We start from the raw sequence: 21,644 nt of genomic DNA, 5'->3' as shown, positions 1-21,644 counted from the left end.
AAAGGAATTCATGTCCAAGCGAATCGACGTCAAGGACCTCAATGTCTACTACAGCAAGTTCCTTGCCGTAGAGGACGTCAATATTGAAATCAAGGCCCGCTCGGTCACCGCGTTCATCGGTCCGTCCGGCTGCGGCAAGTCAACGTTCCTGCGCACCCTGAACCGCATGCATGAGGTCATCCCCGGCGCCCGGGTTGAGGGCGAAGTGCTCCTCGATGGAGACAACCTCTACGACCAGGGTGTTGACCCGGTCACCGTGCGCAGCCAGATCGGCATGGTGTTCCAGCGGCCCAACCCATTCCCCACAATGTCGATCCGCGACAACGTCCTCGCCGGCGTGAAGCTCAACAACAAGCGGATCAGCAAGTCCGACGCCGACGACCTCGTTGAGAAGTCGCTGCAGGGTGCAAACCTGTGGAACGAGGTGAAGGACCGGCTGGGCCGTCCCGGCTCGGGACTCTCCGGCGGCCAGCAGCAGCGCCTGTGCATCGCCCGCGCGATCGCGGTCTCGCCCGAGGTGATCCTCATGGATGAGCCCTGCTCCGCGCTCGACCCGATCTCCACGCTCGCCATCGAGGATCTCATCAACGAGCTCAAGAACGACTACACGGTCGTGATCGTGACCCACAACATGCAGCAGGCGGCACGGGTTTCTGACAAGACGGCGTTCTTCAACATCGCCGGAACCGGCAAGCCCGGAAAGCTTATCGAGTACGGCGACACGGCAACCATCTTCAGCAAGCCCTCCGTGAAGGCGACCGAGGACTACGTCTCGGGGCGCTTCGGATAACCCCCGGGTAAAACCGATCATCGGTCCCGCCGTCCCGCCCGGAACATCCCGGCGGCGGCGGGACCGACGCGTTTAAGCCGACGCGTTCAGGCCGCGCCCGGTACGGCCCAAGCGGAGCGGGAGCCGTACCGGGAAGTTAAGTTGTGAAAGGAAGCTGTGCCGCGAGGCTAGAACAGCGGGCTCAGCGCCAGGAAGAACACGGCGCCCAGGAGTGCGGCGACGGCGGCGGTGGCCAGCCAGACCAGGAGGATCCGCAGCAGCTCGGAGCCGCGCACCGAGGCGAAGCGCTGGTTGGCGCCGGCTCCGACGATCGCCGACGTCATTGTGTGGGTGCTTGAGAGCGGGACCTGCAGCGAGATCGCCCCTACGAACAGCATGACCGAACTGACCCCCTGGGCCGTCATGCCCCGCAGGGGGTCGATGCGGACGAGCCGGTGCGCCAGGGTGTGGGTGATGCGCCAGCCGCCGCACAGCGAGCCGCACGCCAGCAGGACGCCCGCGAAAACCTGCACCCACAGCGGCATCTGCGTCCCTGAGGAAGCCCCGGTGGCCACGAGCGCGAGCAGGATCACGGCCATTGTCCGCTGGCCGTCCTGCAGCCCGTGCCCGAGGGCGAAGATCCCCGCGAAAACCGACTGACCGATCCGGTTGCCCGTGTTCACCTTGCGGGGGGAGTTGTAGCGCAGCAGCCAGATCGCGGGGAACACTGCGACATACGCCAGAAGATAGGCCACAACAGGGGAGAGCAGCAGCGGCAGCACGATCTGGAGGAGGAGCACCCGGCCCGGGCCGGCGATCGCTTCGCCGCCGAGCAGGCTCGAGGCCGCGCCGGCCCCGATCAGCCCCCCGATCAGGGCATGCGTCGACGAGCTTGGCTTGCCGCGGTACCAGGTGAAGAGCCCCCAGCAGCCGGCGCCGAGCAGCCCGGCAATGAGCACGCCGAGTCCGGTGGTGCCCGGGGGCAGGCGGAGCCCTTCGTCAGCGAAAAAGAGCGCAAGGGAGGTGCTCAGCAGCGCTCCGACGAGGTTGAAAAACGCCGCGAGCAGCACCGCGACTGTGGGGGTCAGCGCCCGGGTGCGCACGGCCGTCGCCACGGAGTTGGAGACGTCGTGGAACCCGTTGAGGAATGCGAAACCTCCCGCCAGGCCGATCACGGCAACCAGGAGGACAGGCTCCACCTAGGATTCCTTGACGAGGATGCTGCCAACATGGGTGGCGACCTTGCGGATGTCTTTCGTCACATCCACAAGCTGGTTTGCAACATCCCGGTGCCGCGCGTAGGCGAGCGGTTTGTGGTCCGAAAGCAGCTCGGCGCACCAACTGCGGTGGGTCCGCTCGGCTCGACGGGCAAGGCGGAGGATTTCGATCCAGTATTCCTCGAGTTCGTCCATCGAATTCAGGCGGCGCATCGCCACGGCGGTGAGCTCGGCCTGCCGGTTGATGACCTCGAGCTGTTCCGCGGCGCGGGGGCTCAGCCTGCTGAGTTTGTACAGGGCGATCAGTTCGGCGGCCCCGTCGAGCTTCTCGATTGCCTCGTTGAGGAGCCGTGAGAGGGAGTACATGTCCTCCCGGGGCAGGGGGTTCACAAAGGAGGTGCGCATTGAGGTCAGCAGTGCGAAGTGGAGGTCGGTCGAAGCCGCCTCGTGCTGGTGCAGTTCCTCGGCGAGCCTGTCGTACTCCTCGGTCGCGGCGCCAAGAACAGCCGACATCGTGCCGACTCCGAGCACGAGCTGCTGGGCCATTCGGGAGAGGAGCTCGAGACCGGCGGTTTCCTGGGGGAAGAGGCGTAACTTCACGGATGCTTCCTGCGCTCAGGTGCGGCTGGACTCGATGGATGGCATGGTAATGGCGCCGAACCGGGAGCGCCTCTCGGCGGAAGGCCGCTCGAAGCGGCTGAGTGTTGAAGCCCGGGGGTTCCACGGTCCGACGCCAGTTTCAGTTTTCTCCTCTGCGGCGTCTGTGTCAACACGCGCCTCCGGCGCCGTTAGTCAAGCTCTCCCCGACGCCAGGCGGCTGCGGCGTGCTCAAGGTCCTCGGCCGTCTTAATGAGCTGGTGGGAGTTCCTCGTCAGTTTCGCCGCGTGCGCACTGTTTGAGTGTTCGGCGTCGGCAGCATGGTTTGCCTGTCCGAGGGCGATCACCCTGCAGAAGGCCGCGAAGCGTTCAAGGGCGACGTCGAACTCCCCTTCGAACGCCCCCGAAAGGATGGTGTCGGCCATTTCAGCGACCTCGGTGGCACCGGGAGGTTCGGCAACGCCGGCCACCACCTTGGAGACCTGCGCAACCTCCTTTCCGGCGCTGAAGTACGAGGCGATCCGCTCCGGGTCCTTCTGCGTTGCCGCCCGCAGCGCGTAAAGGCGCCACAGAGCCCCGGGGAGGGACCGTGCCGGGCTCTCCGCCCACATCTCCGCGACCGCCTCAAGACCCTGCCTGTCGGCCAGCTCCACCAACCGGCGGGTCACCTCGGGATCGTCGTTGTCCCGGCCGTGGTGGACCAGCGCATGCGCCGCCATGTGCGCCGCTTCGGAAACGCGCGACGGGTCGACGCCGCCGGCGAAGACCTCGAAGTCAACAGGAGCAAATGGCTTGGGCTTGTGCGGCCGCGGGGTCTTGTTTGTGTAGTCGCCGTCCATGGGAACGAGAATACTCCTGCACCAGCGGTGCGGGGATTTACGATAAAGTTAAAAGGTCGTTCGAGCTGGCTGGGTCCAGCCCGCCCGATGACGGGCCTTTAGCTCAGCTGGTAGAGCATCGGACTTTTAATCCGTGGGTCGTGGGTTCGAGCCCCACAGGGCCCACTCTTTCGAGAGTGGAAAGCCTCCGTCGGCCATGGCCGGCGGAGGCTTTTGCATTGCCGAAGCGGCGGCGTCTGCGCTTGGGCGTTGACTAACGCCCTCCGGCGGTCTGCAATTGAGGGAAGTAGCTCCGAACGGGTGCCGGGCACTGGCGCCCAGTCATGAGGATTCCCATGAGCGACGTCGCATTCGGGCTTTCCGGCCCGCTGCTGGCAGCGGTTGCTGCCGCCTGCTTCACGGCCTGGCGGGCCGACGTGGCCCTGAGCCGGCGGGCCGACGCTGACTCCCTGTTCTGGCTGATTTTCCCCGGGGTGTTCACCGTCACCGCCCTCGCCGCCGCGGGCGCAGGATCCCCGGGCGGGAAGCCTGCAATTCTTGCCGTCCTGCTGATCGCTTCCATCCTCGCGGTTTACGTCGCGCTGCGGCAGCGGAGGCGGGCTTCGGGCCTGGCCGAAGCCGCGGCGGAAACGGAATGGGCAAGCCTTCGGCTGCGCCACGAAACGGCGGTGCGCCGCTGGATCGACTACGAGTTGGATCCCGGCAAAGCCATCGCCTACCCGGCGATGTCCGACCCCTCCAGGGCCGCATCGCGCCGCGTGCTCGCTGCTTTGCGTGACTCGGACAATGAGTGGGCGGCACGGGCGGCGGGCGGCTCGAATCGGCACACGGGCTTCGAGGTTGCCGGCGGGTACCGGGCCGCGGTGCGCCGGTTCGAGCACGCACTGATTGCCGCGGAACGCGAAGCCGGGGTGGCCCTGCCGGCCGGCCGCGCGGCACCTTCGGCATTCCTCGACGCGGCCTCCCAGCCCCGCCCGTAAGGGCCGCAGGCCGCCGGCTTCCGCGCCGGAGAACAGTCGATCCACAATCGTTACCGCAGGACCCTTTCCCCCCGGCGGATGCCCTGTAGGGTGGGAATCCCGGAGGAAAAGTGTTTCGAGAGGGACGAATGCGCCTAGTGAGAAGAAGCCTTGCGACAGCTGCCGCAGCAGCTCTTTTTGTCGTCGGAGCCCTTCCCGTCGGTGCCGCCGCGGTCGAGCCGGGCCGCCTCAGCGCCGAACCCCGCGTCAGCGCAGAATCCCGGGCCGGCGGAAATGCGGCCGGCGCAGTTACGGCCGGAGTGCGGTTCGCAACCTACAACGCGAGCCTTACCCGCCCGAACGCCGGAGGCCTCGTCCGCGATCTCAGCACCAGGAACAATGCGCAGGCGCGGACCATCGCGGCAGTAGTCCAGAGCACGGATCCGGACGTGCTGCTGCTCAACGAGTTCGATTACGACTCCGAGCACCGAGCCGCCGACCTCTTCCGCACCAACTACCTCGAGGTGGGCCAGGGCGGCCGTGCGGGCGTCACCTACCCCTACGTCTACGTCGCACCCTCCAACACCGGGGTTCCCAGCGGGCTCGACCTGAACAACGACGGCGTGACCGGCGGGCCCGATGACGCCTTCGGTTTCGGGGCCTTCGAAGGCCAGTACGGGATGGTTCTCTACTCGAAATACCCAATCGATGAAGCGAACATCCGCACCTTCCAGGAGTTCCTCTGGAAGGACATGCCAGGTGCGCTGCTTCCCACCGACGCGGTCTCAACCGAAGGCAACGGCTGGTACTCGCCCGACGAGCTCGAGCGCGTCCGGCTTTCGAGCAAGTCCCACTGGGACGTGCCGGTCAAGGTGGGCGGCAAGACGGTCCATGTCCTTGCGAGCCATCCGACCCCGCCGGTCTTCGACGGCCGTGAAGACCGCAACGGCAAGCGCAATAACGACGAAATCCGTCTCTGGGCGGACTACGTCGAGGGCGGGAAGACGGCCGCCTACCTCTACGACGACGCGGGAGTGCGGGGCGGGCTGGCGCGCGGTTCCCGGTTCGTCATCATGGGAGACCAGAACAGCGACCCGCTCGACGGCGACTCGGTCCCCGGCTCGATCGGCCAACTCCTGTTTCACCGGCTCATCGAGGATCCCCTGCCTTCCTCCGAAGGCGCGGAGGAAGCCTCGGCGCTCCAGGGCGGGGCGAACACCCGGCACTCGACGAGTCCCCGCTACGACACCGCGGACTTCGAGGATCTCGGTGCCGGGAACCTGCGCGTTGACTACGTGCTTCCCTCAAAGAACATTCCGGTGCTCGGCTCAGGGGTCTTCTGGCCGCGGGTGGGAACCGAGGGATCCGAACTCACCGGAATCTATCCGTTCCCCTCAAGCGATCACCGCCTCGTCTTCACCGACGTGAGGCTTCCGCGGAAATAGCTCCGGACTTCCGCCAGGGCGCCGGCCCTGCCGGCACCCTGGCCGGCGGCATTCTCGTTTTCCACCCGGCTGGCTACCTGCACCGATCCCTGTTTTGACCTCTCAGGCTTAAAATTGAAACTGGCTCCGCGTTCTGCGTATGGGGGAATCGCAGAAAGGGGAGCCAGCGGTTTAAGTATACTGCGAAGTGGTCCGAAAATGTCCAGTTGGAAGGCGAATATGGCCGTCACGGCAAAGGCGTTCCAGCTGTGGCGTGTGCGGATCGCTCCGCACGACACCGTCTCCGATGTGTGCAGGACCGCCGGGCTGAAACGGTCGACCCTCGCGCAGCAGCTCGTCCGCGGCAAGGTGTCGGTTGCAACAGTCATTGCCATCGCCCGCGGCTACGGACTCGATCCGGTGCGGGCCCTTGGCGAATTCGAAGGCTACGCCGATCTGCCCACGGGCATCCGGGCGCCCACCCAGGCCGAGCTCCTCAGCCAGGTTTCCCACATCGACGTGCTCAGGCTTGTGGTCCAGCACAGCGAGGACCGGCAGGAGACGGCCTTCGAGCTCCAGCCCTTTCCCCACCGCAATTCGGTGCGGGCCTGGATCGAAGCAATCGATCCGGGGGACCTGCGCCAGGCATTGTCGCGGCGTACCGGCGTCGCCCGTCAGAACATTTCGGCGCAGCTCACCGCGGGAAGGCTCAGCCCGGATCTCGCGGTTGAAGCAGCGCGCATCGCAGGGGTTTCGCTCGCCAGCGGGCTGGTCGTGACGGGGCTCCTGACCGCAGCCGAGGGCGGCTGGCCCGAGGACGGCCGGCGCCGGGCGCTTGAGGCGCTGAGCGAGATCGACCTCGTGCTCCTGGGGCGCGACCGTCTCGAGGTGCTCGGCAAGCAGTTGAAGAAGGCTGAAGCGGATGACCGGAAGGACCGTGCAATTTTGGAGAACCTCGGATGAGCGTCCAAACGGTCCAGTGGGCCGCCCTAGTGTTGTGCCTGATCGGGACCGGCCTGCGGCTCCCCGACGCAGTGCGGGGGCAGGGGAGGTCCGTGTTCACCGCTTTGGTGCTGCTCTCGGTGGCCGTCGCGCTGTCGCTGCCGCCGATCTACCTCACCGTCGACTCCGCCCTCGGCGGCGAAAATCTCGCAAACCTCGTCATCCGGCTCTCGCTCTATGCGGTGATCATCCTGCTCGGCCTGCGCATGGCCGCGGCCTTCGGCTGCCGGCGGTCGCGGTCCCGGCTCGTGGGGCCGGTCGGCAGAACAGTGCTGGTCATTGCGGTTGCCTGCACCGTCGTCCTGTTCCTCCTGAGCGACCTGCGCGGCTCCTCAACGGGGCTGGCGGCGTTCAAGGACCAGCAGGAGGTCCAGCTCTACGCGGCTGTCGGCAGGCTTTACCCCGGCTATGTTGCGGCATGCCTTGTCCTGCCGGCCGTGGCCGCGGCCCGCAACCGCTCCTTCCGTGGAATCCACCGCGTCGCCTGCCTGCTGCTCGGGCTGGGTTTCGCGCTGATCGTTGCCTTTGCGGCGGTTCGGGTGTTTGTCGAAAGCAGCGTGCTCGGTCCCTTGGACGTGCTGCTGCCGTTCGCCGCAATCCTGCTCGTTGTCTCGGGACTGACCCTTATCTGGTTCAGCAAGCGCAGGCTGAGGGCTCGAAAGCACAGCAGACAGCCCCGCTGATCGGTTTCGAGACCGAATCGTGTTCAAAATCGGTTCACGTTTTCATGACAGTGTGAAAATATAATGATTATGTAACTGCCGCTGACCGTGGGGGGTCAGCGGATGGTTACGAATCCCCGGTGCGTCCATTAGAACGGGTGGACGTACCGGGGATTCACCTCCTGGCTGGAACCGCCAGCACGGCACGGCCTATTCGGCGTCGTGATCCGTCTCGATAATCTTCGCAAGATCCTCAAGGACCGCGTCGGCGCCCTCTCCTTCAGCGCGCAGCACCACGACGTCCCCGTGGGAGGCGCCGAGGCTCATGAGCGAAAGGATGCTCGAAGCGTCCATTGCCTCGTCGACCGGATCCCCCTCGAGGGCGATTGTCACCTCCAAAGGAACCGCTCCCGCAGCTTCGGCGAAGATCGAGGCAGGGCGAGCGTGCAGGCCGACGCGGCTGGCGACTGTGGCTTTGCGTTCTGACATTCGGATTTCCTTTGCTCGGTGGTTGGGCCGTTGACTCGTGCCGGCCTTTTCCTTTTCTAAGGTTCTGTAAGGGTAGCCACCCTGCTCCGGAGAGTCCCTCAGTGAAGGGACTCTCCAAAGCAGGCGGGCCGGGGTCGCCGATGCGCGGGGTTTGCGCTACACGCTCACCGGTTCGGCTGCGACTTCGTCCCGGTTGCGTGAGGCGTAGCGCTTGAGCGCAACGACCACGACGGCGGAAACCACGGTGCCGACGATGATCGACAGGAGGAACCAACCGAACCCGCCTATCGCAAAGAAGACGAAGAATCCGCCATGGGGCGCCTGCGAGGTTACCCCCAGTCCCATGATCATGGCACCCGTCACTGCTGATCCGACCATCGAGGCCGGGATGACCCGCAGCGGGTCGGCCGCCGCGAACGGGATGGCGCCCTCGGAGATGAACGACGCTCCGAGCAGCCAGGCCGCCTTGCCGTTCTCCCGCTCTGCCTGCGAGAACCGGTTGCGGTCGATCAACGTGGCGAGGGCCATGGCCAGCGGCGGGACCATGCCGGCAGCCATCACGGCGGCCATGATCTGCCACGGTGCCTGGTTGGCGGCGCTGCCGGCGCCGAGCCCGGCAACGGCGAACGAGTAGGCGACCTTGTTCACGGGGCCGCCAAGGTCGAGCGCCATCATCAGCCCGAGGATGATGCCAAGGACCACCGCGGCGGTCCCGGTGAGCCCGGACAGCCAGCCGTTGAGTGCATTGGTGAGCCCGGCGATCGGTCCGCCGAGCAGCAGGAACATCGCACCCGAAGCGATGAGCGAGGCAAGCAGCGGAATGATCACAACAGGCATCAGGCTGCGCAGCCAGCGGGGCACGCTGAGCCGGCCAATCACCCGTGCCACGTAACCGGCGAGGAGGCCGCCGACGATGCCACCAAGGAAACCGGCCCCCATGAATCCTGCAACCGCACCCGCCACGAAACCCGGAGCGATTCCGGGCCGGTCGGCCAGCGCGTAGGCGATGTAGCCGGCAAGGGCCGGAACCAGGAACCCCAGCGACAGCTGGCCGATCTTGAAAGCCACAGCGCCGAGGTAGGTTCCGAGCCCTCCCTCGGGCAGGTTGCCCAGGCTGTTCTCGAGCACGACGGCGTCTGCAACGTCGGTGATGGCGTAGCCGCCGAGGAGGAAGCCAAGGGCAATCAGCAGCCCGCCGCCGGCAACGAACGGAATCATGTAGCTGACACCGGTGAGCAGCGCGCGCTTGAGCGTCGAACCGAAGCTCTCGCTTCCGGCCTTCTCGGTGCTATCACCCTCAGCGCCGCCGGCGGTGCCCGCGACGCGGCGCGCCTGCGGATTCCGGGCCGCGGCGACTGCCTCGTCAACCATTTCCCCGGGCTCGTCGATGCCCCGCTTGACCGGTGCGCTGATGACCGGGAGTCCGGCGAAGCGCTGCTTGTCGCGCACATCGACGTCGACCGCGAAGATCACGGCGTCGGCCGCTGCGATCACCGAGGGGTCGAGCGGGGTCGCGGCGGAGGAGCCCTGAGTCTCGACCTGAAGGTCGATTCCGCGTTCCTTGGCCGCAGCAACGAGCGAATCGGCCGCCATGTAGGTGTGCGCGATTCCGGTGGGGCACGCAGTGACTGCGACGAGCCGGCGCACCGCGCCATCTCCGCCGTCCCCCGCAGCGGGGGAGGGAGAACCCGCTGCGCCGTCGCCCGCTGCGGGTGCCGCAGCGTGGGCGCCCGACTGGCCGGCCGCCGAGGCAACCGGCGCCGCGGCTCCGGCCGCCGCAACCGGTGTCGCATTCTTCCCCGTGCCGAGTGCGCCTTCGACCAGATCAACGACCTCGGCCGGGGAAGCCGCTGCACGCAGGGCCGCGGTGAAGTCCTTGCGGATCAGGGAGCGGGCAAGTTTGGAGAGCAGTTTGAGGTGTTCCTGGTCGGCGCCTTCAGGGGCGGCGATGAAGAACACGAGGTCCGCCGGGCCGTCCTTCGCACCGAAGTCAACCCGCGGGTTGATGCGCGCCATGGCCAGGGTGGCCTGGGTCACCGAGGTCGAGCGACAGTGCGGAATCGCAATACCTCCCGGCACCCCGGTCGCGGTTTTCTCTTCCCGGGCGAGGGCATCGGCGTAGAGGCCCTCGGCGGCGGTCGCTCGGCCCTGCTGGGTCACCTGCTCCGCGAGATAACGTATTACCGACTGGCGGTCACTGCCGAGGTCCACATCGAGAGTGACGAGTTCCGGCGTAATGAGATCGGACATTCAATTTTCCTCCTTTGGGAACGGTGCTGCGTGCTGCGCGGGTGCGCCGCCGTGCGTTCGAGCGGGAATTGCCAGGGCAGTGACGGTTACCGCCGAGGGAGTGGTCTGATCGAGCGAGGGGACCGTCGATCCGGGCAATGAGGCAGCCGCGGAGCCATGGGCGACAGCCTGCCGCAGGCAGTTCTCAGCCGTTTCACCGGCTGCGGAAGCCAGCAGGTACCCGGCGAGGGCCGAATCGCCGGCGCCGACGGTTGAACGGGCAGTGACCGGCGGGTGCTGGCCATGCCAGGCACCCTCGGCGGTGACGAGCAGGGCGCCGCGGGCTCCAAGGGTGGCGAGCACGGCACCCGTTCCCGCGTCGATCAAGGCCCGGCAGGCCCGCGCCGCGAGCTGGAAGTCGGCCTCAAGCTCGTCCCCGGTGCCAATGCCGGCGAGTTCGGCGAGTTCTTCGGCGTTCGGCTTCAACAGGTCGGGCAGGACGGCCCCGCGGGCGGCTTCGGCAAGGGCGCTGCCTGAGGAGTCGACAGCTATCCGGGGAGATCCCGCGCCGAGGCGGGTCCGCACGGCGGCGATGAGCGAGGCGTAGAAATCCGCGGGAACGCCGGGCGGAAGCGACCCGGCGAGGACCAGCCACGAGGCTCCAGGGCTCGCTTCGACGACGAGCTCGACGAGCGAGGTCACCTGCCCGGCGTCGAGGAGGGGGCCGGGCTCGTTGACCTTTGTCGTTGTGCCGTCGGGCTCGGTGAAGGCGGTGTTGGTGCGCAGCGGAGCCCCCACGGGCAGGTTGCGGAAGGGCACCGCCGCGGCGCGGAGGCCGGCAAGCACCGGGTCGTCGTCGTCCCCCGGAAGGAGGGCAAGCGTCGGGACACCCGACATGGCGAGGGCCCGGCTGACGTTGACCCCCTTCCCGCCCGCTTCAGCATGAGCGGCCACGGCGCGCTGCACCGCTCCGCGGGCAAGGGGTGATGGCAGTTCGACGGTGCGGTCGATGCTCGGATTCGCCGTCAGGGTGAGGATCACGCGGTCACCACCTCGACGTCGGCTGCGGAGAGCGCTGCGGCGAGTGCAGCCCCGGGACGGCGGTCGGTGATGAACGCATCGATATCCTCCAGTTGGGCGAAGCTGACAAGGGATTCCTCATTGAACTTCGAGGAGTCGGCAACAAGGACCACCCGGCGCGCTGCGTGGACAATCGCGGTCTTGACCGCCGCTTCGTCAGTGTCGGGGGTGCTGAGGCCGAATTTGGGGGAGATGCCGTTGGCCCCGACGAAGGCGAGGTCGGCGCGCAGGCGGGAGAACGAGGCGACGGCGCTGCTTCCGACTCCGGCGCTGGTCAAGGCCCTGACGCGGCCGCCGATCACCTCGAGGTGCAGGGCCGAGCCGGTGATCGCGTGCGCGATGGGCACGGAGTGGGTGATGACGGTTACCCCCGGACGGTGTTCGCCGGCGAGCAGTGCCGCGAGGGCCCCGGTGGTGGTGCCGGCGTCGAGCACCACCGACCCCGTGGCCGGAAGCATCTCGAGTGCGGCCTTGGCGATGCGGAGTTTCTCGGCCCGGAAGCGGGTCTGCCGGCTGGCGAGGTCGGACTCGCTGGTCGCCGCGAGGTTCTCGGCTACGGCCCCGCCGTGCACCCGCCGGAGCAGTCCGTCCTTTTCGAGGAGGGCAAGGTCGCGCCGCACCGTTTCCTGGGTGATGTTGAACCTCGCGGAAAGATCCGTCACGGTGACGCGGCCATCGGTACGCACGAGCGTGCCGATGTGACGGTGGCGTTCCTCAGCGAACATTGCGACTCCATGGGTGATGTGCCAGCTGGCGCATCTCGTTCCTGGCCGTTCTCCGTGCGTCTTCGGTTGTGTGAGAGTATCTCCGGTTTTGCCCGGGCGTCAACGGTTACCCGGCACGGGCCGGTGCTGGACAAAAAACAGGCCAGGGCGGTAGCGCCCTGGCCTGCCTCCGTTCGCTGTGTAATTAAAGCCCGCCCTCGCGCGTCTCGTTCCGCGTGACCGTCTCGCCGGTGCCCGGATCGGAGATCGACCGCGACTCCGTCACCCGGCGCTGGCTGCGGGGGGCGTTGAGCACCAGGGAGATGATCAGGCCGAGAACGCCAACCCCCATGAGGATGTACCCGACAAGGGTCAGGTCGACGAAGCTGACGACGTCCTTAACCGCAAAAGCGAGAATTGCCCCTATCGCGATCATTGCTATTGAGGATCCGATTCTCATGCCCATTACTCCTTTGGTCGAAATGCGCCGCGGAGCCGGCAATTCATTCGGCGCTTCCCCGCGCGGCGCCGTGCTGCCTGGTGACAATACGGTAACGCTCAGCATACTTCCCATTGCGGCTAATCCCGGGAGGACGCCCGGCGCCGGATCGGGTACTCGTCCGCCCGCCGGGGCATTGCGGCAGGGGGATTCGGAGGTTTATCGTAAAAGTTCGGGTGATAGGATTGAACCCTAAGCATGCTGATGAAGTAGAGTATCTAAAAGTTGCACCTCGGTGCATCGGTTTTATCAGTTGCGTTATTCGCTCCGGCGGATGACCATCACTCAAAGGAGCATCTCATGGGTATTCTAGGTTTTCTTCTTCTCGGACTCATCGCTGGCGCCATCGCCAAGCTGATCCTGCCGGGGCGTCAGGGCGGCGGCTGGGTCATCACCCTCGTCCTCGGCGTTGTCGGCGCGATCCTCGGCGGCCTGATCGGTGGTGCGCTCTTCGGAACCGGAATTGAAGGCTTCTTCGATCTCTCCACCTGGCTGCTCGCCATCGGCGGTGCGATCATCGTGCTGCTCATCTACGGCGCTGTAACCAAGAACCGCAGCCGCGCATAACAAGCGCATAAGTTGTGACCGGCTGAACCTGGGGGAACAGCCGTAGAAGGGCGTTTCCGGATCTCCGGGAACGCCCTTCATTTTGCCGGGCCCCGCAAAAAACCATCAGTGCCGCGAGGCGCTGCCCGGGCCTAGACTAATGACGCCCGGCCGTGCCGGCGAAAAGGACTGGAAGGAACTCATGCGAGTGAACCCGTTGAACAGGACCCGCTTCAATCCCGCAGCCAAAGCCGCATCGAGCGCGCTCTTCGACAAGGACGGCAATCCCAAGCCCGGCATCTACCGCGCCATCGAGCGGGCCATCGACGTCCAGCGCCCGCTGGTGCTGGCCAACCTGCGCCGCATCCGCAAGGCCCACCCACACGCCTCGCCCGCTGAACTCTCCGAAATGCTCGAGCGCGACTACCTTCGCGCAATCACCGTAGCGGGAGCGGCAGTCGGGGCAACCGCGGCCGTACCCGCCATCGGGACCATCGCCTCCCTGGGCCTGTCGGCGGCGGCAACAGTGGGGTTCCTCGAAGCGACAGCCCTCTATGCCCAGTCGATTGCCGAACTGCACGGCGTCCACACCGACGACCCCGAGCGCTCGCGCACCATGGTCATGGCCATCCTGATGGGAGAGGAGGGCATGGCGCTCATCCAGTCCGGCCTCGGCGGCGGCAAGGGAGGGTCCGAGCCCTGGGGCACCGCTGTGGGAAGTGCGGCTCCTGCGTCCATGGTGAGCGCCCTCAGCGCCAGCATCCGCCGACGGTTCGTCCGCAAGATGCTCGCCCGGCAGGGCGGCGCCCTCCTCGGCCGCGCCCTCCCGTTCGGAGTGGGGGCAGCCGTGGGCGGTGCGGGAAACCACATGATGGGAAAGGCAGTCATCAACGCCACCCGCACGGCGTTCGGCCCGCCTCCCCAGGTGGTCCCCGGTGATCTTGCAAACGTGCTTGACGCCTCCGCCCCGGAAGCCGCGGGCGGGAAGCCCAAGGGCTAAGGGGCTGAGGCCGGCCCCAGCGGTTCCCCCTGAGCTAGCCGAAGGCCGCGTGGGCAGCGGCGAAGATCGCGAGGCCGGCGAGCGAGCCGACAACAGTGCCGTTGATCCGGATGAACTGCAGGTCCTTGCCGACCTGCAGTTCGATCTTCCGCGAGGTTTCATCGGCGTCCCAGCGCGCAACGGTTTCGGAAATGACGCTCGCGATTTCGCTGCGGTAGGTGCGCACGGCGTAGGCGGCGCCGTCGGAGATCCACCGGTTCACCTTACCCGCCAGCTCGGGGTCGGTTGAAAGGCGCATGCCGAAGTCGCGGACCGCGGCCTTGAAGTTCGTGGTCAGTTCGCTCTGCGGATTGTTCACCGCTTCGAGCAATGCCGTCTTGATTGTGCTCCAGGTGCGGGCGGTCAGGTCCCTGACCCGCGGGTCATCGAGCAGCTGGGCCTTGATCTCCTCGGCCTTCGCGATGGTGTCCGGACTGTACTGCAGGTCCTGTGCCAGATCCTTCAGGTACTTATCGAGCGCGATCCGCACCTCGTGCTCCGGATCGTCCTGGACGGCCCGAATGAACTTCGCCAGCTCGGCGTACACCCGGTCCCCCACCACACCGTCGACGAGGCGCGGCACCCAGGTGGGGGAGCGCTGCGCCACGACGCGCGTGACGACGCCGTAGTTCGCGTCGACCCACTCGGCGGCGCGGTCGACGAGCAGGTCGACAAGGCGGTGGTGGTGGCCTTCGCGGAAAATGCGCTCGGCGAGGCGGCCCACCGGAGGCCCCCAGGGCGGTGCCAGGATGTGGCGGCGGACCATCGACTCGATCACCGACTGCACGGCCTCGTCATTGAGGACGGTGAACGCTCCGCGGATCAGGGCCGCCCCCTCCACGGCCACGCGGTCGGCGCTTTCCGGGCGCGCCAGCCAGGCGCCGGCCTTCTGGGCGATGCCCGCCGAATCGAGCTTGGCCCGCACGACCGACTCCGACAGGAAGTTTTCCTCAACGAACTGCCCGAGGGACTCGCCGATCTGGTCCTTCTTCCGCGGAATGATGGCGGTGTGCGGAATCTTGATGCCCATGGGGTGCTTGAACAGCGCGGTCACGGCGAACCAGTCGGCGAGCGCGCCCACCATTCCACCCTCCGCCGCCGCGCGCACATACTGGAGCCACGGGTAGGAATCCTGGAGCGCAAACGCTGTCACGAAGATGACGGCGAGCAGCACCAGCAGTCCCGTTGCCACGATCTTCATGCGCCGCAGCGCCGCAGCCCTCTGCTCGTCAGTGCCCAGCATCGATGCATTCACACAGTGAAGTCTATCGAGCCGCGCCCCATGCGTCCCCAGGTTGCGGCTCGTCGCGTAGCGTGGGCGACGGTAGTTTTGTCTATTTCGTCGGATCAGCAGGAGCAACCCATGCGTCCCTTGATTTTTGCCCACCGCGGAGCGAGCGGGATGTTCGCCGAGCACACGCGCGCCGCGTTCCTCCAGGCGCTGGCCGAGGGTGCCGACGGCGTCGAGTGCGATGTGCACCTGACCCGGGACCTACAGCTCGTGTGCATCCACGACTCGACGCTCGACCGCACCTCGAGCGGAAGCGGTGACGTGGCCGATTCCACCCTGGCGGAGCTCCGCGAGCTTGACTTCGCCTCCTGGCGGGGTGTTCCGGTTCCGGCGGAGTACGGTGGCGTCCGAAACCAGTTCCTGCTGCTCTCCGACCTCCTCGAGCTGCTGCGGCGCTCCGGCAGGGAGATCGCCCTTGCCATCGAGCTCAAGCATCCGAGCCCTTTCGGCCTGCGGCTCGAAGAGGAGCTGCTCGCGTTCCTCCTCGACGAAGGGTGGGATCCTGAGAGCTCCCGCCTCGGGAACGTCAGCATCAGCTTCATGAGCTTCAACCCCGACTCGATGCACCGCCTCGCAGAGACGGCGTCACCCCACGCGCTGTGCCAGCTCGTTGCCGACATTGAGCCGGAGGAGGTGCGGGAGGCGCTCAGCTTCGGGGCGGTGATGTCCGGGGCGGTGATAAACCTGATGCGCCGGGCCATTGACGAGGGCGAGGCGCTGATCGATTCGCACATGGTGGGCCTCGCCGGCCCGGGCGTCGCCTATATGCGGGACCATCCGGAGCAGGTGCGCGCGTGGATTGCAGACGGCATCCGGGTCCGGGTGTGGACGGTCAATACGCGCGAAGATGCCGAATTCGCCGCCGATCTGGGGGTCCAGGAGATTACAACCGACTATCCCGCAGAAATGATTCGCATCTTTTCGGATGCGGCTGAGGAATCCGCGACTCGGGGCAGCGGATTGTGATTGAGTTAAACCATGCCTACCCCCATAGAGGACTACGCACTGGTCTCCGACCTTCACACCGGGGCGTTGATTTCCCGTAAGGGAAGCGTCGACTGGCTGTGCTTTCCCCGTTTTGATTCCCCCTCGGTATTCGCGGCAATTCTCGGAAACGAAGACCACGGACGCTGGCTGCTTGCCCCATCGGCGGAAGACGCGGACGTCGTGGAACGCAGTTACATCGACTCCACCTTCGTCCTGCAGTCACGGTGGCGCACGCCTACCGGTGAAGTCCTCGTCACCGACTTCATGCCCGTCGAGGACCGGAGGGCGTCGATCGTCCGCCGCGTCGAAGGCATCAGCGGAAGCGTTGAGATGCGTGAGGAGCTGGAGGTGCGCTTCGGATACGGCGAGATCGTTCCGTGGATGAGCAAGGCGCACGACGACGACGGGCCGATGCTGCTGGCCATCGCCGGCCCCGACGCGATGATGCACCGCGGGAACACCCTGCGCGCCAGCGGGCATAAGCACCAAGGCACCTTCACTGTCGGCGCCGGTGAGATCCGCGACATCGAACTGGCATGGTTCCCCTCGCACCGCCGTGCGCCGCGCCTACTTGAGGCGGCGCCCTGCATCGAAAGCACCATTGCCTACTGGCAGGCGTGGGCGGCGAACTACGAGCCCCAGGGCGAATACGACGCAATGGTCAAGCGTTCGCTGCTGGTGCTGCGCGCCCTGACCCATGAAGACACCGGCGGAATCGTCGCGGCACCCACCACCTCGCTTCCGGAGAGCTTCGGCGGGGAGCGGAACTGGGACTACCGCTTCTGCTGGCTCCGCGACGCAGCGCTGACCCTTGAGGCGATGATGACGCACGGGTATCAGGGCGAGGCGCTGGAGTGGCGGAACTGGCTGCTGCGGGCGGTCGCAGGAGACCCGGAGGACTTCCAGATCATGTACGGGGTCGCGGGGGAGCGCAAACTTCCCGAAACGATCCTCGAACACCTGCCGGGATACGCGGATTCGGTTCCGGTCCGGATCGGCAACGGAGCGGTGAACCAGTACCAGGCCGACGTCGTGGGTGAAGTGATGGTGGCCCTCGAGCAACTGCGCGGGCACGGCGTCACCGAGGATCACTTCTCCTGGCCGCTGCAGCGCTCGCTGCTCGGGTTCGCCGAAAACCACATGCACGACAAGGACAGCGGGATCTGGGAAATGCGCGGGGAGCTCAAGCACTTCACGCATTCGCGGGTGATGATGTGGGCGGCATTCGACTGCGGGGTGCGTGCCGTGCGCGACCATGGGCTCGACGGGCCGGTCGAGCACTGGACCGCCCTGCGTGACGAGCTGCGCGCCGAAATCCTCGAGAACGGGTTCGACGCCGAACGCAACACCTTCACCCAGTACTACGGCGGCACCGAGCTCGACGCCTCGCTGCTCCAACTGCCGCAGGTGGGTTTCATCGCCTATGACGATCCGCGCATGCTCGGCACCCTGGCGGTGATGGAGAAGGACCTTGTCGATGACCACGGACTGCTGCTCCGCTACCGCACGGAGGTGGCTGTTGACGGGCTCGAGCCAGGCGAACACCCCTTCCTCGCCTGCTCCTTCTGGCTGGTGGAGCAGTATGCCCGCTGCGGGCGGCGCTCCGACGCGCGGGCCCTCATGGACCAGCTGCTTGGCTATGCGAACGACCTCGGCCTGCTCGCTGAGGAATATGATCCCGACGGCAAGCGCATGGCAGGCAACTACCCGCAGGCCTTTTCCCACCTGGCGCTGGTGCGCGCCGCCGACGCCGTCAACGCGGCCGGCGCCGTCGCCGAGGTCGACGGCGCCGGGCAGGACCAGATGCCGGCCGTGCTTACCAGGGCTTCAGGACAACCTTGATCGCACCGTCCTGCTTCTTCTGGAAGTTCTTGTAGGCGGCCGGCGCCTCGTCGATTGACACCTCATGGGTCATCAGGTCGGTCACGCCCAGCGGGTCGGCCGGGTCCTCGACGAGCGGAAGCAGGTCGTCGATCCAGTTCTTGACGTTGCACTGGCCCATGCGCGTCTGGATCTGCTTGTCGAACATCGTCAGCAGGGGCATGGGGCTGGCGGTTCCGCCGTACACGCCGCTCAGGGACAGGGTTCCGCCGCGGCGCACGGCGTCGATGGCGGAGTGGAGCACTGTGAGCCGGTCGACACCGGCGGTCTCCATCGCCTTCTGCGCGAGCGCATCGGGCAGAAGCCCCACGGCGGTCTGCGCGAACGCGCCAACGGGGGAGTGGTGGGCCTCCATGCCCACCGCGTCGACGATCGCGTCCGGGCCGCGCCCGCCCGTCATGCTGCGCAGCTCCTCGCCGGTGTTCTTCGAATAGTCGATGGTTTCGATGCCGTGACGCTGGGCCATGGCACGGCGCCCGGGCACCGGCTCGACGGCGATCACGCGGTGGCCAAGATGCCTGCCGATGCGGGCGGCGAACTGTCCCACCGGGCCAAGCCCGTACACCGCGAGCGTTCCGCCCTCGGGAACGTCGGCGTACTTCACCCCCTGCCAGGCGGTGGGGAGGATGTCGGAGAGGTAGAGGTAGCGTTCGTCGGGAAGCGCGGTGCCGACCTTCACGGGACCATAGTCGGCGTGCGGCACCCGGAGGAACTGCGCCTGCCCTCCGGGGACGGAACCATAGAGTTCCGAAAAGCCGAAGAGGCTCGCCCCCATCCCCTTTTCCCGCACCTGGGTTGTCTCGCACTGCGACTGCAGGCCCCGGACACACATGAAGCAGGTGCCGCAGGAGATGTTGAACGGGATAACCACCCGGTCCCCGGGCGACAGGTTCGTCACCGCGCTGCCTACTTCCTCAACGATGCCCATCGGCTCATGGCCGAGGACGTCGCCCTTGTGCATGTAGGGTCCAAGGACCTCGTAGAGGTGAAGATCGGAGCCGCAGATCGCCGTTGAGGTGATCCGGACGATTGCGTCGGTGGCGTCCTGGATCACCGGGTCGGGAACTTCCTCAACGCTGACCGAACGCCGCCCCTGCCATGTCACTGCCTTCATGATCACTCCTCAGTTAGTAAGTAGGCTGTCAATCCCCACTATTCCCGGCAGCGGCCGATTTGGAAAGCCGGGTACTGCGGGCCCCCACCGGCGTTCTACCCTGAGTTGGTGAGATTCCTGCAGTTCCCCTCCGTACGCGTGGGCTTGTCCGTTGCACTGGCCACCGGGCTCTACGGCATATCCTTCGGCGCGCTCGCCGTCGCAGCGGGGCTGGACCTGCTGCAGACGGCCGCCCTGAGCCTGCTCCTGTTCAGCGGGGGGTCCCAGTTCGCATTCGTGGGGGTCATCGCCGGGGGAGGCAGCGGGTTTTCAGCTATGTCCGCCTCGGCCCTCCTTGGCATCCGCAACGGCGTCTACGGAATGCAGTTGAACCTGCTGCTGCGCCCGCGGGGGCTGCGGAAGATCGCGGCAGCGCATCTGACGATCGACGAGTCCGTTGCAACGGCCGTCGGCCAGACCGACGCCCTCGAACAGCGCCGGGGTTTCTGGGTGGCCGGTATCGGGGTTTTCGTTTTGTGGAATCTCTTTACCATCGTCGGGGCCCTCCTGGGCGCGGCAGTGGGCGATCCCCGCCGGTGGGGCCTCGACGGCGCCGCCGTCGCCGCGTTCCTTGGCCTGCTGTGGCCGCGGCTGAAGTCAAGGGAACCGATGGCCATCGCTGTCGTGTGTGCCGTGGTGACGGTGATCGCCGTGCCGTTCGCTCCGCCCGGCGTTCCGATTCTCGTGGCAGCGGTCGTCGCGGGCGCCATCGGCTGGGCGGGGCACAGGTTCCGCTTTCCTGCGGTGAAGGCCCATCCCCGTCCGCCGGCGGGAGGCAGCCGGTGAACGTCTGGCTCTGGATCCTGCTTGCGTCGTTCATCTCCGTCGCCACCAAGCTCGCCGGGTACCTCGTGCCCGCGCGGCTGCTCGAAAACCCGCGGATGCTTCACACCGCGGGCGCCCTGACGATCGGGCTCCTTGCCTCCCTCACGGCGGTCAACACCTTCGCGGCGGGGAATACGCTTGCCTTCGACGCCCGCGTCGCGGCACTGGCCGCGGCCGCGCTCGCCCTGGTGCTGCGGGCGCCGTTCCTTGTCGTTGTGGCAGTCGGTGCGCTCGCCGCTGCCGGCGCGCGTCTCGCGGGCCTTCCCTGACCTTTCCGGCGGCCCGGCCGGGTGTCGTGTCGGTGCGGCGGTCAGCTGCCCTGGGCGCCGGCGGCCGCGCCGACGACGGCCGCTGTAGCCTCGGCGATCGCCGCTTCCTCATCGGTTGGCACGACGAGCACGGGGACGGCCGATGCGGCGGTGCTGATCAGCCGTGCCTCCCGGCCGCGCGACTCGTTGAGCCCGGCGTCGAGTTCGACGCCAAGCGCCGTGAGCTGGCCTGCCACGCGGGAACGGAAGGATGGCGAATTCTCGCCGATGCCCGCGGTGAACACCAGGGCGCGGGCCCCGCCCACCGCGACGTGGTATCCGCCGATGTACTTCGCGAGCCGGTAGGCGGCAATGTCGAGGGCCAGCTCCGCCCACTTGTCGCCGGCTTCGGCGGCCTTCTCCACTGAGCGCATGTCGTTAGTGCCGGCGAGGCCGCGCAGGCCGGACTCGCGGTTCAGGAGGTTGTCGAGGTCCTCGGGCGAATAGCCCTCCCGGGCGAGGAAGAACAGGATCGACGGATCGATGTCGCCGGAGCGGGTTCCCATCACCAGGCCCTCAAGCGGAGTGAAACCCATCGAGGTGTCGATGCTCCTGCCGCCGCGCACGGCCGTCACCGACGCGCCGTTGCCGAGGTGGGCGATCACCGCGTTGAATTCATCGCGCGGCATTCCAAGGAACTCGGCGGACCTGCCCGCGACGTAGTCATGCGAGGTTCCGTGGAAGCCGTACCGGCGGATCCCGTACTTGGTGTAAAGCTCATCGGGCACTGCATACCGCCAGGCACGCTCGGGCAGCGTCCGGTGGAACGCGGTGTCGAAAACCGCAACCTGGGGCATGTCCGGCCACTTCTCGGCAACCGCCCGGATGCCCAGCACGTTGGCGGGGTTGTGCAGCGGAGCCAGTGGATTCAGGCGCTCGATGGCGCGGATGATCTCCGGGGTAATGAGCACCGGCTCGCCGAAGCGCTCGCCTCCGTGAACAACCCGGTGGCCCACGGCGTCGATTGTCTTTCCCTGCAGGATCACCGCCAGCTCCGTGTCGAAATGTTCGATCGCCGCGGCGTGGTCCGGTACCCATTCCTCGCCGATGCTTTCGATCGATCCCTGGGCGAGCACTTCATTTCCCTCACGCACCTGGTACTTCAAGGACGACGAGCCGGAGTTGATGACGAGGACGATCATGC

General features: G+C 66.8%; 22 protein-coding genes and 1 tRNA gene. 12 read left to right on the top strand and 11 right to left on the bottom strand.

Annotated features, from left to right (window positions below):
- Nucleotides 1-10: 10 nt before the first annotated feature.
- Nucleotides 11-790 (top strand): phosphate ABC transporter ATP-binding protein PstB, encoded by a 780-nt coding sequence (gene pstB, locus AC4D14_RS12760; RefSeq protein ID WP_490902845.1) that lies wholly within the window; start codon nt 11-13, stop codon nt 788-790.
- A 167-nt stretch (nt 791-957) separates the two neighbouring features.
- On the opposite strand, the gene AC4D14_RS12755 is transcribed toward pstB, so the two are convergent.
- The 3 genes from AC4D14_RS12755 to AC4D14_RS12745 all read right to left on the bottom strand — a co-directional run bounded on the left by AC4D14_RS12755 (nt 958) and on the right by AC4D14_RS12745 (nt 3,422).
- Nucleotides 958-1,968, bottom strand: coding sequence for an inorganic phosphate transporter (locus AC4D14_RS12755; RefSeq protein ID WP_490902843.1), 1,011 nt, complete (start codon nt 1,966-1,968; stop codon nt 958-960).
- On the bottom strand, nt 1,969-2,586 hold the full coding sequence (locus tag AC4D14_RS12750; RefSeq protein ID WP_490902841.1) for a DUF47 domain-containing protein: 618 nt from the start codon (nt 2,584-2,586) through the stop codon (nt 1,969-1,971). It lies immediately after the preceding gene.
- Between the two features lie 188 nt (nt 2,587-2,774).
- Nucleotides 2,775-3,422 (bottom strand): hypothetical protein, encoded by a 648-nt coding sequence (locus AC4D14_RS12745; RefSeq protein ID WP_490902840.1) that lies wholly within the window; start codon nt 3,420-3,422, stop codon nt 2,775-2,777.
- 92 nt (nt 3,423-3,514) lie between these two features.
- On the opposite strand from AC4D14_RS12745, the gene AC4D14_RS12740 reads away from it, so the two are divergent.
- The 5 genes from AC4D14_RS12740 to AC4D14_RS12720 all read left to right on the top strand — a co-directional run bounded on the left by AC4D14_RS12740 (nt 3,515) and on the right by AC4D14_RS12720 (nt 7,490).
- Nucleotides 3,515-3,587 (top strand) — tRNA-Lys (locus AC4D14_RS12740).
- 170 nt (nt 3,588-3,757) lie between these two features.
- The gene (locus AC4D14_RS12735; protein WP_490902838.1) at nt 3,758-4,402 is read left to right on the top strand and encodes a hypothetical protein; all 645 of its coding nucleotides are present in this window, start codon (nt 3,758-3,760) and stop codon (nt 4,400-4,402) included.
- Nucleotides 4,403-4,530: 128 nt separating this feature from the next.
- Nucleotides 4,531-5,826, top strand: coding sequence for an endonuclease/exonuclease/phosphatase family protein (locus AC4D14_RS12730; RefSeq protein WP_490902837.1), 1,296 nt, complete (start codon nt 4,531-4,533; stop codon nt 5,824-5,826).
- Nucleotides 5,827-6,045: 219 nt separating this feature from the next.
- Nucleotides 6,046-6,768 carry a hypothetical protein gene (locus tag AC4D14_RS12725; RefSeq protein WP_490902835.1) on the top strand — a complete coding sequence of 241 codons (723 nt, stop codon included), beginning with the start codon at nt 6,046-6,048 and terminating at the stop codon, nt 6,766-6,768.
- Entirely contained in the window at nt 6,765-7,490 is a 726-nt protein-coding gene (locus AC4D14_RS12720) for a hypothetical protein (protein ID WP_490902833.1), read from the top strand. The genes AC4D14_RS12725 and AC4D14_RS12720 overlap by 4 nt, the downstream gene beginning before the upstream one ends.
- A 189-nt stretch (nt 7,491-7,679) precedes the next feature.
- On the opposite strand, the gene AC4D14_RS12715 is transcribed toward AC4D14_RS12720, so the two are convergent.
- The 5 genes from AC4D14_RS12715 to AC4D14_RS12695 all read right to left on the bottom strand — a co-directional run bounded on the left by AC4D14_RS12715 (nt 7,680) and on the right by AC4D14_RS12695 (nt 12,431).
- On the bottom strand, nt 7,680-7,958 hold the full coding sequence (locus tag AC4D14_RS12715; protein ID WP_490902831.1) for an HPr family phosphocarrier protein: 279 nt from the start codon (nt 7,956-7,958) through the stop codon (nt 7,680-7,682).
- 156 nt (nt 7,959-8,114) lie between these two features.
- Nucleotides 8,115-10,208, bottom strand: a complete 2,094-nt coding sequence (locus tag AC4D14_RS12710) for a PTS fructose transporter subunit IIABC (protein WP_490902827.1) — start codon at nt 10,206-10,208, stop codon at nt 8,115-8,117.
- The gene (locus AC4D14_RS12705) at nt 10,209-11,228 is read right to left on the bottom strand and encodes a 1-phosphofructokinase family hexose kinase (protein WP_490902826.1); all 1,020 of its coding nucleotides are present in this window, start codon (nt 11,226-11,228) and stop codon (nt 10,209-10,211) included.
- Complete coding sequence (locus tag AC4D14_RS12700) at nt 11,225-11,992, bottom strand: DeoR/GlpR family DNA-binding transcription regulator (protein ID WP_490902822.1); 768 nt, start codon at nt 11,990-11,992, stop codon at nt 11,225-11,227. Before AC4D14_RS12700 ends, AC4D14_RS12705 begins: the two co-directional genes overlap by 4 nt.
- 184 nt (nt 11,993-12,176) lie before the next feature.
- A complete protein-coding gene (locus tag AC4D14_RS12695) occupies nt 12,177-12,431 on the bottom strand; it encodes a DUF6458 family protein (protein WP_490902820.1) in 255 nt (84 codons plus the stop codon).
- A 339-nt stretch (nt 12,432-12,770) separates the two neighbouring features.
- On the opposite strand from AC4D14_RS12695, the gene AC4D14_RS12690 reads away from it, so the two are divergent.
- Together AC4D14_RS12690 and AC4D14_RS12685 are read left to right on the top strand one after the other, a co-directional pair.
- Nucleotides 12,771-13,037, top strand: coding sequence for a GlsB/YeaQ/YmgE family stress response membrane protein (locus AC4D14_RS12690; protein WP_294568821.1), 267 nt, complete (start codon nt 12,771-12,773; stop codon nt 13,035-13,037).
- Nucleotides 13,038-13,224: 187 nt separating this feature from the next.
- Nucleotides 13,225-14,016 (top strand): hypothetical protein, encoded by a 792-nt coding sequence (locus AC4D14_RS12685; RefSeq protein WP_490902818.1) that lies wholly within the window; start codon nt 13,225-13,227, stop codon nt 14,014-14,016.
- A 34-nt stretch (nt 14,017-14,050) separates the two neighbouring features.
- On the opposite strand, the gene AC4D14_RS12680 is transcribed toward AC4D14_RS12685, so the two are convergent.
- On the bottom strand, nt 14,051-15,298 hold the full coding sequence (locus AC4D14_RS12680) for a DUF445 domain-containing protein (RefSeq protein WP_490903308.1): 1,248 nt from the start codon (nt 15,296-15,298) through the stop codon (nt 14,051-14,053).
- Between the two features lie 120 nt (nt 15,299-15,418).
- Here AC4D14_RS12680 and AC4D14_RS12675 point away from each other — a divergent pair, with 120 nt between their 5' ends.
- Nucleotides 15,419-16,312, top strand: coding sequence for a glycerophosphodiester phosphodiesterase (locus AC4D14_RS12675; RefSeq protein WP_490902816.1), 894 nt, complete (start codon nt 15,419-15,421; stop codon nt 16,310-16,312).
- Nucleotides 16,313-16,324: 12 nt separating this feature from the next.
- Complete coding sequence (locus tag AC4D14_RS12670) at nt 16,325-18,175, top strand: glycoside hydrolase family 15 protein (protein WP_490902814.1); 1,851 nt, start codon at nt 16,325-16,327, stop codon at nt 18,173-18,175.
- Here AC4D14_RS12670 and AC4D14_RS12665 read toward each other — a convergent pair.
- Nucleotides 18,150-19,328: a zinc-dependent alcohol dehydrogenase gene (locus tag AC4D14_RS12665; protein WP_490902812.1), complete on the bottom strand. Its 1,179-nt coding sequence runs from the start codon at nt 19,326-19,328 to the stop codon at nt 18,150-18,152. The genes AC4D14_RS12670 and AC4D14_RS12665 overlap by 26 nt on opposite strands.
- Nucleotides 19,329-19,436: 108 nt before the next feature.
- On the opposite strand from AC4D14_RS12665, the gene AC4D14_RS12660 reads away from it, so the two are divergent.
- Together AC4D14_RS12660 and AC4D14_RS12655 are read left to right on the top strand one after the other, a co-directional pair.
- On the top strand, nt 19,437-20,153 hold the full coding sequence (locus AC4D14_RS12660; protein WP_490902810.1) for an AzlC family ABC transporter permease: 717 nt from the start codon (nt 19,437-19,439) through the stop codon (nt 20,151-20,153).
- A complete protein-coding gene (locus tag AC4D14_RS12655; RefSeq protein WP_490902808.1) occupies nt 20,150-20,461 on the top strand; it encodes an AzlD domain-containing protein in 312 nt (103 codons plus the stop codon). The genes AC4D14_RS12660 and AC4D14_RS12655 overlap by 4 nt, the downstream gene beginning before the upstream one ends.
- A 41-nt stretch (nt 20,462-20,502) precedes the next feature.
- Here the strand turns inward: AC4D14_RS12655 and AC4D14_RS12650 are convergent, their stop codons facing one another.
- The gene (locus AC4D14_RS12650; protein WP_490902806.1) at nt 20,503-21,642 is read right to left on the bottom strand and encodes an acetate kinase; all 1,140 of its coding nucleotides are present in this window, start codon (nt 21,640-21,642) and stop codon (nt 20,503-20,505) included.
- Nucleotides 21,643-21,644 lie beyond the last annotated feature (2 nt).

The organism is Arthrobacter sp. TJ-254 (assembly GCF_058269175.1).
The sequence above is the reverse complement of the archived record's forward strand: the minus strand, read 5'-3'. Positions and strand labels throughout refer to the sequence as shown.